This is a genomic window from Variovorax sp. YR752 (assembly GCF_943372545.1).
Map to the genome: position 1 here is coordinate 1 of NZ_CALRZC010000239.1, position 12297 is coordinate 12297.

The window sequence follows — 12297 nt, forward strand, 5'->3', positions numbered from 1 at the left end:
ATCGATCTTCTTCGCTTCTATGAGCTTTCGAATAGCGTAACAACCGAGCATTACTCGCTTCTCCACATCGGCGAATGTGCCATCTGACCAGCGTTGCTGAGACAGTCGCCTCTCGAGCGACAAGGCCGACTTTAGAAGGTCGTTTTTCCAGAAGCGCGATTCGTGAATCATGGGAGCCGATCCTGCCATACAGGCATCCAGCGCAGAGCGCTTGTCACTCCCTCGTCGACAGCGCGGACCACTTGCAGCAAGAGCAGACGGGAAATAGTGCCTTGTAATGGCGTTGTAGAGGACCGAAGGCTGTCGGCAATGCAGACGAACGCAGTCGCTAGGATGCGGGAAGTGATCGAAGCCTCTCCAGAATCCTCAGGATGTGCATTGGGAGGGCGCCATTGAAGTACTCGAACATCAACGGATTTCCGGCAAAAAAGTGTGATGAAAGCTCGACCCAGGTCTTGACTTCGATGGCTCCATTCAGCTTGAAGACCTTCTTGGACGTCGGCTTCACGTGTTGCGTGCTCTTGTACGTCATGCTGAAATCACTGTCGCGGCGCGCAAAGTACTCCGCAGCGGTGAGGTACTGGATTGCGCCGTCGAAGTGGCGGAAAGTGCCACGTTGCGTGTCGAACTCGGCGTGGAGATAGCGGGCGGGGTGGAATAGGCCGTTACCCAACTTCAGCTGAACATCTTCCGTCTTCAGCTCCAACGCCTGGAACGTCTTGATGTCACCGGCGTTGGACCATTTCACATCGATGCAGTAGGCGTCCGCGAAGAACATTTGTACGCGTGAATTGCTCAGTTCTGCAGGTGGCCTGAGCTTCACGTTTCCGGGTGCGATCTGTGAGACGTCCTCATTGAACGGTGGCCCGTACCAAGTGTCGGCTTCCATGTACATCGGGCCATCCAGGTCTATCCGCACCCTGTCCTCGTCAAGAGCGACAGATTTTTGCAAACCGTCGTTGTCGAGGGCCCAGAACAAGTCGATGAACCTCGGGGCCCAGTTGTTCTTGAGGCGCATCTGCCTGCGAAAGCAGGGGTGCGCCATAGCGATAAATCCGTCCCCGCGAAGGCACCCTCCGCCGATATTGCTGAGTTCGAGCGTTCGCCTTAGATCCGGCCAACCAAAAAGCCCGTCGCGGCCATTGGGTTCGATGTCGAGCAGCGCTCGCAAGAGCGCGGGGGCAGATGCCGTGACTCCGAGTGCAGGAGCGTGGTGGAAAGAGGCCTCTGTGAGAACGACGCCCTTTGACTGAGCTAGCCGCTTGAAGGTCTCGATCTGATCGACTGCATTGCGAAGCTCCTCTCTCTCCATTTCTCGCATGTCTTGCAGATGCTGGGCGAACATTTCATCGAAATTCGCGCCGGTCACCTATGGACTCCAGTTAATGGACTCATTCAATCGACGCCCTTCACAAGTATTCGATGTAGAGGTTAGAGCTAGAGGTTCAAGCTGCGCGTGCAATGATCGCACTCGGCGCCCCGGAAGTTAGGGGAGTCGGTTAGCTCTGGTCGCGTCCGATATTGTTTATGCCTTCTAGATAGCCCTCTAGCAAACCGTGCTGATGAAGGAGTCGGTATGAGTTCCGTGCAGCCGCATTTTCTCGATGTGAATCATCAATCAGGCACCAAGAACACTGCTCGGCACCACTGCCGATGGGCTCCTTGCAGCCCGAACAGAAGGTGGGGGAATGGGTGAAACTTCCGTTGGCGAAGATGGTCGGCTCTCCACTGAGGGCAACAAAGAATGGAATGCCGGAAGTTCGACCAATTTTCATCTGTAGAAACCGACAGCCAATTGAGTCGGCGTGGCCGCGCAGAACGGTCACCGTTTCTTCTGATGCTCTTGGTCCGCACACGATCGACTTTATGCAACTCGTAGGTACATCAAGTAGAACCATCCCATCACGCTTGGTGATCTCTGACTCATCGGCAACCATCCTTCGCTCCATTTCATAGCTCCAGCAAAGCTGCTTGGTGAAATAGGCAGCGTGAAAAACTGATGCCTGAAGGAAGTGCATGTATCTGAACTTTCCGATCACGTAGGCGCGATAGAGGTTTCCGGCGACCGCATCACTGGGCTCGTCTTGATAGGTGACGTCTTTAAAAAGGCTTTCAGGGAAGTGTCTGCTTAACTCATCCTCATCTAGTTCCAACGCGAACCCCTGAAGGTTGTTCGCGTAGTGAGCCCACATCGGAACTACCGAAGGTGATCGGGAGAAGCAAGTCGTCGGCAATTGCGGTAGATCCCCGACTACATCGCCATAGAAGGCGATTAATTCAGGCTTCTCGGTGAAGTCCATTGTGAGAAAAAGTTCATACGGATCGTTGAACTCAGTCGGGTAACCGCATTTCAAGGTCACGATCTCCGGGCCGGAAAATACCTTGTCGATGAACCCGTGGCCGACATACTTGTAAAGATGCTTGCTCATAAGGTAGGCCTCTAGCCATTTCAAATATGGCCTTGGCGCTGAGGATGCCATAGACCTCGTCGCCGTAGTAGACGCATATCAAGAAATCGCATCGACCGAAAAGTCGGACGCAATAGACGGTAGCAGTACCGCAACCGCACGCATCGCCACGATGAGGAAGTTCGTTTTGTTCGACTTGTCGTAGGCTGACTACTACAAGTCGAACAAATCAAAACCCCAAACCCGTCGCCGCTGAGGAGCTCAACGCTGCGGCATATCCTTAACCGAATACCCAAGGCTCACAGTCGCATCTTCCGGAATCGCGGGCATCGTCGCGTTCCACTTCAACCAGTCCGCCCGCATGGCCGCCAGCCGCTCGGGTTCTTTCTTTCCGAGGTTCGCGCGTTCGCGCTCATCCGCCGGAATGTTGAACAGGTACTCGTTGCCGTCGACCTTCAGGTACTTCCAGTCGCCGTCGCGCATCGCTTCCTGGCCGCGGTGGTTCATGCGCCAGTGCAGCGGGCGGCGGAAGCTTTGGGTCGCATCCTTCAGCACGGGCATGAGCGACACGCCGTCGAGCGGGTACGCTGCGTCGCCCTTCACGCCGGCGGCGTCGAGCATGGTGGCCGACCAGTCCATGGTCATGCACAGCTGGGTGCTCTCGCTGCCCTTGGCGATCACCTTCGGCCAGTGTGCGATCCATGGCACGCGGATGCCGCCTTCGGTCAAGTCCATCTTGCCGCCGACGAGCGGCCAGTTGTCCGAGAAGCGCTCGCCGCCGTTGTCGCTGGTGAACACGACGAGCGTGTTGTCGGCGATGCCGTGCTTTTCGAGCGCGGCCATGATCCAGCCGATGCCCTCGTCCATGTGATGGATCATGCGGCGGTACACATGAATGTTGCCGCCCGACAGGTCGAACAGGTTGTCCTTCACGAGCGGCGCCTTGTCGGCGTCGTCGCGGGTTTCCCAGGGCCAGTGCGGGGCGGTGTAGTGCAGGCTCAGGAAGAAGGGCGCCTCTTGCGTGGCCATGCGCTCGACGTAGTCGACGGCGCGCTTGGACAGCACGTCGGTCAGGTAGCCCTCGTCGTCCTTGTGCTCTTCTTCGCCGTACCAGAGGTCATGGCGGCCGGCCGAATCGCAGTGGGTGAAGTAGTCGACACCGCCCGACATGGGGCCGAAGAATTCTTCATACCCCGAGCGCAGCGGGCCGAAGCTGGGCGGGTAGCCCAGGTGCCACTTGCCGATGAGCGCGGTCTTGTAGCCGCTGTCTTTCAGCAGCGACGGCAGGGTGGGGTGCTCGGTGGGCAGGCCCAGCGTGGTGCTGCCGCGGCTCTTGCTGTTGATGGGCTCTTCGGCCGCGCCGCGCAGGCGGTACTGGTACCGCGCGGTGATCATCGCGAAGCGCGTGGGCGAGCACACGGGCGAGTTCGAGTAGCCCTGCGTGAGCTTCAAACCGTTGGCGGCCAGGCCGTCGAGCACGGGCGACACGCGGCCAAAAGGCGCGTCGCGGCCGCCGTAGCAGCCGAGGTCGGCATAGCCGAGGTCGTCGGCCACGATGAAGATGATGTTGGGGCGGGTGCTGCCGTTGCTGCTGCTTGTCGTCATAGGTCGCTGGAAGGTTGGTTCTCTTCTTCAATCAGGGCTGGTAGCCGGACTTCTGCACGACCGGGGCCCACTGCGCCTTGTAGGCCTTGAGCATCGCGGCGGTCTGCGCCTGGGTGCTCACCACCGGCGTCATGCCGGCGTCCTTGAACTTGCGTTGGGTGTCGGGGTCTTGCATCACGGCGTGGATGGTGGTGGCCAGGCGTTCGACCTTGTCCTTGGGCATGGTGGCCGGCGCGAAGAAGGTGTTCCAGCCGGTGGCGGCGAGGTCGAGGCCGGCTTCCTTGAAGGTCGGAATATTCGGCGCGAAGGGCGAGCGCTTTTCGCCCGACAGCGCGAGGATGCGCAGCTTGCCGGCGTTGTGCTGCGGCAGCACGACGTCTTCGGTGTCGACGGCAATGGGCACCTGGCCGCCGATCAAATCATTCAGCAGCGGGGCCGAGCCGCGGTAGCCCACCACCTGGGTCTGCACCTTGGCCTTCTCGCCCACCATGAGGCCGAAGAAGTGCGGCAGGCTGCCGGTGGCGGGCACGCCCACGTTGGCCTGCTGCGGGTTGGCGCGCATCCATGCGAGCAAATGGTTCAGCTCGCGCACGGGCAGGGTGGGCGACACGGACAGCGCAAAGTCGTAGGCGTTGACGTGCGACACGGGCACGAAGTCGCGCTCGGGCTCGTAGCCGTTGTCCTTGAAGACGAGCGGCGCCACGATCATCACGGCGGGGTTGGCGAGCATCAACACGTTCTGGCCGGCGGGCGTGGCCTTGACCTGTTGCGCGGCCAGGCGGCCGCCCGCGCCGGGCTTGTTCTCGACGATCACGGGCACGCCGAGCTTGGCGGTGAGCTTGTCGCCCACGATGCGCGCGACGCGGTCGGTGGCGCCGCCGGGCGCATAGCCGACGACGATGCGCAGCGGGCTGTCGAGCGCGGCCTGCGCGCGCGCGAGCGTGGGGGCGGCGATGGCCGCCACGATGCCGGCCATGGCCAGCAAGGCGGCGAGGCGGCGGCGCGTGGGGGTGAAAGAGGAAGCGAAAGCGGAAGAAGCGGAGAGGGTGCGCGGGATCATGAAGGGTGTCCTGGTTGTCTATCGGTCGGTCAGTCGTTGGCCTGGAAGTTCACGGCCTTCATGATGCCGGCCCAGCGGGCGATGTCTTCGCGCATGGTCTTCACGAGCGCATCGGGGCCGTCGGCCACGGGGTACATGCCGTTCTGCAGCAGCAGCTGGCGCACGTCGCGCGAGTTCACGGCGCGGATGATTTCGGCGCGCAGTTTCTCGGCGGTGGCGGGCGGTGTCTTCAGCGGCGCGTAGTAGGCGAACCATGCGGTGGCCACCACGTCCTTGTAGCCGCTCTCGACGAAGCTGGGCAGCTGTGGCATGAGCGGCGAGCGCTTGTCGCCGCTGGTGGCCAGCACTTTCACGCGGCCGGTGGGCAGCATTTGTTGCGCGCCGCCGATGGTGTCGAAGTACACGGGCACGGTGCCGCCCATCACGTCCTGGCGCGCGGGCGTGGAGCCGCGGTAGGGCACATGAACCATCTTCAGGCCGGCCGCGCGGTTGAGCATTTCGCCCAGAAAGTGCGAGGGCGTGCCGGCGCCGTACGAGCCAAAGCTGACCTTGTCGCCCTGCGCCTTGGCCCAGGTGATGAACTCGGCCAGCGTGTTGGCGGGCACGTCCTTGTGCACGGTGAGCGCCAACTCGAAGCGCGCGGCGTTCACCAGCGGCACGAAGTCTTTGATGGGGTCGTACGACAGGTTGCGGTAGGCGCTGGGGAACATGGTCATCATGCTCGCGGTGCCCAGCAGCAGGGTGTGGCCGTCGGGCGCCGCGGTCTTCACGGCCTCCACCGCAATGCGGCCGGCCGCGCCCGAGCGGTTGTCGATGATGAGCGGGCCGAGCGAATCGCGCACCTGGTGGGCAATGGCGCGGGTGAGCACGTCCTGCGTGCCGCCGGCCGGCACGCCGATGAGCACCTTGATGGGCTGGCCGGGGGTGAAGGCGGGCGGCTGCTGCGCGAACGCAAGCGGAGCAAGCGGTGCAAGGGCCAGCCCGCCAAGGGTGGCGAGGGCGCGGCGGCGGGTCGGGTCGGGAAGCTGGGGCATCGTCAATGTCTCCGGGTCTCGTTCGGCGTACGTACTGCAGGGGGCCGGGCGGGTGGCCGCGGCTGCGGACGATTCTGGAGACGCTACAGTCGATTGATCAAATCAACCATCGCCCGGATTTACCCGGCCTTTCGAGACCCCGCCCCATGACCGAAGACGCCGCCACCCTGCCGCGCCGCCCGCTGGACGACCTGCTGCTGTACCGGCTGTCGCGCCTGCTCGCGGTGGCGGGCAGCATGGTGATCCGGCTGTGCGAGGGCCGCTTCGGCATCACGCGGCGCGAGTGGCGGCTGATCGCGGTGCTGGCCAGCCGGGGCGAGCTGGGCTCGTCGCAGCTGGCCGAGCATGCGCAGCTGGACCGGGCGCGCACCTCGAAGGCGGTGGGCTCGCTGGTGGCCAAGCGGCTGGTGTCGCGCACGGCGCTGGCGGGCGACCGGCGGCAGGTGCGGCTGGGCCTCACGGCGACGGGGCAGGTGCTGTACGACGAGCTGTTTCCGCTGGTGACGCGCATCAACGCCGAGCTGATGGGCACGCTCGACGCAGACGATGCCGCGCGCTTCGACGACGCGCTGCTCCGGCTGCAGGCGCACGCCGAAACGATGGTCGCGCAGGCGGTGCTGCCCAAGGCCGACCGGGGGCGCCACGCGGCGGCTGCTGCTGCGGCTGCGGCAGCAGGCAACGGCAAGAAGAACCACACGACGCGCACCGGCAAGGCCAAGGCCGTCAGTCCACCTTCATCCCGGTCGCCTTGACGATGCGGCCATAGCGCGCCTGCGCCGTGGCCAGGCGCGTGGCGGCGGCGCTGTCGGTTTCGGCGAGCGGCACCATGTCGAGCGAGGCCAGGCGGCTCTTCAGCTCGGGCAGGGCCAGCGCCTTGTGCAGCGACTGGCGCAGCGTCTGCATCACGGGCTCGGGCGTGGCGGCCGGCACCATGGCGAGGTAGAGCACTTCAAACTCGAGGTCTTTCAGGCCCAGCTCGCCCACGGTGGGCACCTCGGGCAGCAGCGGGGCGCGCTGACGGCCGGTGACGGCCAGGGCGCGCAGCTTGCCGCCTTGAATCTGCGGCAGCACGCCGGGCGTGGCGACGATGCCGGCCTGCACTTCGTTGCCCAGCATGGCCATCACGGCCGGGGCGTTGCCCTTGTAGGGCACGTGCACGATCTTCGCGCCGGTCGCGCCCGCAAAGATCTCGGCGGCAATGTGGCCCGGGCTGCCGTTGCCGGCCGAGCTGAAGGTGGCGGGCTCGGCCTTGGCCTGGGTGATGAAGTCGGGCAGCGTCTTGGCCTTCACCGACGCGGCGGTGGTGAAGCTCAGGCCCGACGAGCTGAAGATCATCAGCGGCTTGAGGTCCTTCGCCGCGTAAGGCATCGACGCGTACAGGTGCGGGTTGATGGTGAAGGTGCTGTCGATGCCCAGCAGCACGGTGTAGCCGTCGGCCGCGCTCTTGGCCACGGCGTCGGCGCCGATGTTGCCGCCCGCGCCGGGGCGGTTGTCGACCACGAAGGGCTGCTTCAGGTCTTTCTGCAGCGCATCGGCCAGCGCGCGCCCGAGGATGTCGATGGGGCCGCCGGCCGGGAAGTTGACGAGGAACTTCACGGGCTTCGCGGGGTAGGTCGCCTGGGCGTGTGCGGCCGGCGCGGCGAGGCCGAGGGCCAGTGCGGCGCAGGCGGCCGCGAGCGTGAGGCGGCGGCGCGTACCAAAGGAAGAGGAAGGCTTCGAGAAAAAAATCGTGGTCATGGGCTGCTTTGTCTGTCTCCGTATCCACGGCACTCTAGAAGGGTGCGGGGCGCGGCACAACTGAAGTCTCTTCTGCCAGCTATTCCCTCTGGTTATATTTGAAAGCACGTCGCCCCACGGGCTTCGAGGAGAACCGCATGTCAGCCATGAACTTTGAGCGCCTGAAGATGCGCCACCTGCAATGCCTCGTCATGGTGGCGCAAGAGCGCAACCTGGTGCGCGCGGCCGAGGCGCTGTCGCTCACGCAGCCCGCGGTGTCGAAGACGGTGGCCGAGCTCGAAGAGATCGTCGGGCGCCAGCTGCTGCTGCGCCGCCGCCGCGGCGTGGAGCTCACGCCCGCCGCCGAGGTGCTGGTGCGGCATGCGGTGTCGGCATTGCGCGGCCTGCGCGAAGGCCTGGGCCTGGCGATGGACCAGCCCGAGGCCGACCAACTGCGCGTGGTGGTCGGCGCCTTGCCGAACATGGCGGCGCACCTGCTGCCCGAGGCCGTCGCGCGGCTGCATGCGGCGCACCCGGCGATGCGCGTGCGCGTGGTGAGCGGCACCAACGCGCAGCTGATGACGCAGCTGCGCCAGGGCGAAATCGACCTCGTGCTCGGGCGGCTGGCGCAGGCCTCGGCCATGGCCGATCTGGCCTTCGAGCAGTTGTACAGCGAAGTGCTGCTGCTGGTGGTGCGGCCCGGCCATCCACTGGCGTCGCGGCGCAAGCCCACGCTCGACGCGCTGGCCGCGTACCCGCTGGTGCTGCCGGTGTCGGGCACGCTGATCCGGCACACGGCCGACGCCTTCCTCATCGCCCAAGGCCTCGCGCTGCCGGCCCGGCTGGTGGAGGCGACCGACACCAGCTTTGCGGTGAGCCTGCTGCAGCGCTCCGACGCCGTGTGGTTTGCGCCGCAGGGCGCGGTGGAGGGCTTCGTGGCGCGCGGTGAGTTGAAGCGCGTGGCCATCGACACGGCGAGCACCGAAGGCCCCGTGGGCGTGACCGTGCGGCGCGGCGGCGAGACGGGCGAGGGCGCGCGGCTGCTGCTGGACACCATCCGGGGCATTGCGGCCACGCGCGCTTCCTGAAGGGTTTTTTCAGGGTTTCTTCAGAATAGATCGAGCGCTCGGTCTAATAATGGCGGATGACTGCCATCCGCGAGAACCCCCGTGCGCAAAGTTGACCCCGAACGCCAGCAGGCCAAGCGCCGCCAGATCCTGGAGGCCGCCGCCGACTGCTTTGCCCGCAGTGGCTTCCACGCCACCACCACCGCGCAGATCTGCGCCGCCGCGGGCATGAGCCCCGGCAACCTCTTTCACTACTTCGCGAGCAAGAACGCCATCATCGAAGCCATCGCCGAAGAAGAGCGGCGCGACACGGCCGCCTACTTCGCCGCAATCGACGACGACCCGGCCGACCCGCTGGAGGTGGTGCTGTCTTTTCTCGACGTGGTGATGGTCTTCGCCTCCGACCGCAGCTACTCGCGGCTGGCGCTGGAGGTGGCCGCCGAGACCCTGCGCAACCCGGTGGTCTGTGCCAGCGTGGCCGCGGGCGACGCCGACATGCGCGACGGCCTCGCCGCATTGCTGCGCAAGGCCGCGGCGCGCGGGCAGATCGACCCCGAGCTCGACCCCGTGCAATCGGCCAACTGGATCGCCGCGCTGATCGACGGCGTGTTCTCGCGCCTGGCGCTCGACACGGACTTCGACCCCGCGCGCGAGGCGCCGATGCTGCGCCGCGTGGCGAGCCGCTTTCTTGCGAAGCCGGGGCGGGGCACATGAGCCACACACCGGTTGCCGCCGAGCGCCAGTCGCTCGTCGATGCGTTGCGTGGCTTTGCGCTCTTGGGCATCCTGGTGGTGAACATCGGCGCGTTCGCCTCGCCCTTCTACGGCCTGCCGTTGCCCGACCCGATGATGCGCACGGGCCTGGACCGCGCCGCGGCCTTTGCCATCGCCTTTCTCTTCGAGACCAAGTTCTACCTGCTGTTCTCGTTCCTGTTTGGCTACAGCTTCACGCTGCAGATGCAGTCGACCGAACGCAGCGGCAAGCCTTTCGTGCCGCGCCTGTCGCGCCGGCTCGCCGCGCTGTGGCTCATCGGCGCGCTGCATGCGGTGCTGCTGTTCCATGGCGACATCCTCACGACCTATGCGGTGCTCGGCGTGGTGCTGCTGGCGGTGCGCTCGCGCAGCGATGCCTCGCTGGCGCGCTGGGCGCGGCGGCTGGTGCTGGCGACGGCGCTGGTGTGGGGCGGCGTGGGCGTGCTGGTGGCGCTGGTCGGCGACCCGCCCGACACCCGCGCCGCGTGGGCGCAGGCCATGTCGGCGCTCGCGGCCTACCGCGGCACGCCCCTGACGGTCATCGGCCAGCACCTGTACGAGCTGACGCAGGTGTGGCTGGTGCTCGGGCTGATCCAGGCGCCGATGGCGCTGGCGATGTTCTTCGCGGGCGTCATCGAGGGCCGGCGCCGGCTGTTCGCACGGGCGCGGCGAAGCCGGCCGCTGTTCAAGCGGCTGCTGGTGCCGGGGCTGCTCGTGGGCGTGCCGGGCGCGGCGCTCTATGCGTGGGCCAGCGTCTTCGCACCGGGCTCGCGCTGGGATGTGCTGGCCCTGGCCGCCGGGCTCTTCACCGCGCCGCTGCTCACGGCCGCCTATGTCGGCGCCTTGATGCTGCTGTTCGATTCGCCGCGCGGCGCATGGGTGGCCCGGGTGCTGGCACCGGCGGGGCGCATGGCGCTGTCGAACTACCTGCTGCAGTCGGCGGTGTGCGCGTGGCTCTTCCTGGCGTACGGGCTGCGGCTCATCGGCGAGTTCGGTCCGTTCGTGAGCCTGATGGTCGCCTTCGGCATCTTCGGCGCGCAGCTGGTGATCAGCCGCTGGTGGCTGGCACGCTTTGCGTATGGTCCGGTGGAGTGGGTGCTGCGCGCGTTCACCAACCTCGAATGGCCGGCGCTCTATCGTTCGAGCAGTTCGCACAGTTCACGCTGAGCGACGAGAATCCCGTCGTTCCAAACGAGGAGGATGCGCCGATGAGTTCCATGGAAGACGTGTGGGCCTACCGCGAAGAGACGCTCTACCCGCGCCTGTTCGGCCCCGAGCGCACCGGCATCTACGTGCTGGACTTTGACGAGTTCAAGGCGCTGGGCGCCGAAGACGTCGACCCGTGCTGGCTGCACCTGGGCGTGTTCGAGTTCGCGCCCACGCCCGTGCGCAACACTTGGCTGTACGTGACCTCGGGCGCCTCCACGCCGTGGGAGACGGAACCAGCCGACTACGACCCCGAAGGCTATTCGTGGATCGGCTCCGAGCTGGTCATCGAAGTGCCGTCGCAGCCGCAGGACCAGTGGGCGATCAAGCTGCTGCGCCGCCTGCTCGCCTACAACGTGCTGCTCGCGCACTCGCACTTCGGTGAAGACAAGCAACCCTTCGACTACGGCGACCGCATTCCCGTCGGCGAAGCGATCCGCGAGAAAGGCACCGTGGCCCTGCGCCATGTGGTGCTGATGGAGCCCAGGCATTACCCCGCGACGGCGCAGCTCGACTCGGGCCGCTTCGACTTCCTGCACCTGGTCGGCATCAACGATTCCGAGCGCGACTGGGCCAAGGCCCACAGCTCCGAGGCGCTGCTGCGCTTGCTCGAAGTGCATGGCGGCGCGCCCGTGACCGACGCGCGGCGCAAGGCGGTCGCTTGAGCCGCGCGAAAGCTGCCACCGCCGTCGGCGGTGCCGAGCGATCGCACGGGCGAGCACTCGAGCTGGCCGAGTCGTTGGGCGCGATGGGCCCCATCGAGGTCAAGCGCTTCTTCGGCGGCTTCGGCCTCGTGCAGGCCGGCGTGCAGTTCGCCTTCGTGATGAAGGGCACGCTGTACCTGCGGGTGGACGACGCCACCCGGCCGGACTTCGAGCGCCTGGGTGCGCTGCCGTTCTCGTACGCGACCAGCGCCTCGACCGTGAAGGTCGCGAGCTACTACGAGGCCCCGGTCGATGCGCTCGAAGACCCGCACGCCTTGCGCGACTGGGCGACGAAGGCGCTGGCCAGCGCGCTGGGTGCGCGCAAGCCCGTGCGCCGCAAGCCGGCCGCCAAAGCGGGCTAGATCGTTCGTCAGCGCGACACCAACGTCGACAGCTGAAACACCGCAAAGCCCAACAGCAGCGCACCCGACAGCTTGTTGATGCTCTGCAACACGCGTGCGCCGAGCTTGTGCCGCACCATCGACACGATGCTCGACAGCCCCAGCCACCACAGCGCCGAGCCGAGGAACACGCCCAGCACCATCGTGAGCGCCGCACCGCTGCCGCTGCCCACATGCCCGCTGCCGAGCGAGGCGAACACGGCGACGAACGACAAAATCGTCATCGGGTTGGCGAGCGTGAGCACGAACACCGACAGCAGCGCCTTCACCGGCGTGGCCGCGTCTTCCGCGGCCCGGGCCTGCGTGGCGGCCGGCGCACGCAGCAGCTGCACGCCCATCCACGC

The 12297-nt window shown here is 65.9% G+C and carries 13 protein-coding genes; 6 read left to right on the forward strand and 7 right to left on the reverse strand.

The features are described 5' to 3' along the window. Positions 1–328: 328 nt before the first annotated feature. The 5 genes from AAG801_RS34625 to AAG801_RS34645 form a co-directional block, all read right to left on the reverse strand. Entirely contained in the window at positions 329–1369 is a 1041-nt protein-coding gene (locus tag AAG801_RS34625) for a hypothetical protein (protein WP_341892491.1), read from the reverse strand. 130 nt (positions 1370–1499) lie between these two features. Continuing rightward, positions 1500–2429: a DUF2971 domain-containing protein gene (locus tag AAG801_RS34630; RefSeq protein WP_341892492.1), complete on the reverse strand. Its 930-nt coding sequence runs from the start codon at positions 2427–2429 to the stop codon at positions 1500–1502. Positions 2430–2669: 240 nt separating this feature from the next. Continuing rightward, positions 2670–4013 (reverse strand): sulfatase-like hydrolase/transferase, encoded by a 1344-nt coding sequence (locus AAG801_RS34635; RefSeq protein WP_341892493.1) that lies wholly within the window; start codon positions 4011–4013, stop codon positions 2670–2672. Between the two features lie 31 nt (positions 4014–4044). Next, positions 4045–5073, reverse strand: a complete 1029-nt coding sequence (locus AAG801_RS34640) for a Bug family tripartite tricarboxylate transporter substrate binding protein (protein ID WP_341892494.1) — start codon at positions 5071–5073, stop codon at positions 4045–4047. 29 nt (positions 5074–5102) lie between these two features. After that, positions 5103–6107 (reverse strand): tripartite tricarboxylate transporter substrate binding protein, encoded by a 1005-nt coding sequence (locus AAG801_RS34645; protein ID WP_341892495.1) that lies wholly within the window; start codon positions 6105–6107, stop codon positions 5103–5105. A 146-nt stretch (positions 6108–6253) separates the two neighbouring features. Here AAG801_RS34645 and AAG801_RS34650 point away from each other — a divergent pair, with 146 nt between their 5' ends. Then, a complete protein-coding gene (locus AAG801_RS34650; RefSeq protein ID WP_341892496.1) occupies positions 6254–6859 on the forward strand; it encodes a MarR family winged helix-turn-helix transcriptional regulator in 606 nt (201 codons plus the stop codon). Here AAG801_RS34650 and AAG801_RS34655 read toward each other — a convergent pair. Further along, entirely contained in the window at positions 6831–7844 is a 1014-nt protein-coding gene (locus tag AAG801_RS34655) for a tripartite tricarboxylate transporter substrate binding protein (RefSeq protein WP_341892497.1), read from the reverse strand. The two genes, AAG801_RS34650 and AAG801_RS34655, sit on opposite strands and share 29 nt — an antisense overlap. Before the next feature lie 137 nt (positions 7845–7981). Here AAG801_RS34655 and pcaQ point away from each other — a divergent pair, with 137 nt between their 5' ends. The 5 genes from pcaQ (at position 7982) to AAG801_RS34680 (ending at position 11914) form a co-directional block, all read left to right on the forward strand. Continuing rightward, the gene (pcaQ, locus tag AAG801_RS34660; RefSeq protein ID WP_341892498.1) at positions 7982–8911 is read left to right on the forward strand and encodes a pca operon transcription factor PcaQ; all 930 of its coding nucleotides are present in this window, start codon (positions 7982–7984) and stop codon (positions 8909–8911) included. Positions 8912–8992: 81 nt separating this feature from the next. Next, positions 8993–9604, forward strand: a complete 612-nt coding sequence (locus AAG801_RS34665) for a TetR/AcrR family transcriptional regulator (RefSeq protein WP_341892499.1) — start codon at positions 8993–8995, stop codon at positions 9602–9604. Then, positions 9601–10809, forward strand: a complete 1209-nt coding sequence (locus tag AAG801_RS34670; protein WP_341892500.1) for a DUF418 domain-containing protein — start codon at positions 9601–9603, stop codon at positions 10807–10809. Before AAG801_RS34665 ends, AAG801_RS34670 begins: the two co-directional genes overlap by 4 nt. A gap of 41 nt (positions 10810–10850) precedes the next feature. Then, the gene (locus tag AAG801_RS34675; RefSeq protein WP_341892501.1) at positions 10851–11513 is read left to right on the forward strand and encodes a suppressor of fused domain protein; all 663 of its coding nucleotides are present in this window, start codon (positions 10851–10853) and stop codon (positions 11511–11513) included. A gap of 83 nt (positions 11514–11596) precedes the next feature. Continuing rightward, positions 11597–11914 (forward strand): TfoX/Sxy family protein, encoded by a 318-nt coding sequence (locus AAG801_RS34680; RefSeq protein ID WP_341892503.1) that lies wholly within the window; start codon positions 11597–11599, stop codon positions 11912–11914. An 8-nt stretch (positions 11915–11922) separates the two neighbouring features. Here AAG801_RS34680 and AAG801_RS34685 read toward each other — a convergent pair. After that, positions 11923–12297: LysE family transporter (locus AAG801_RS34685; RefSeq protein WP_341892502.1), on the reverse strand; the 375-nt coding region annotated here is incomplete at its 5' end.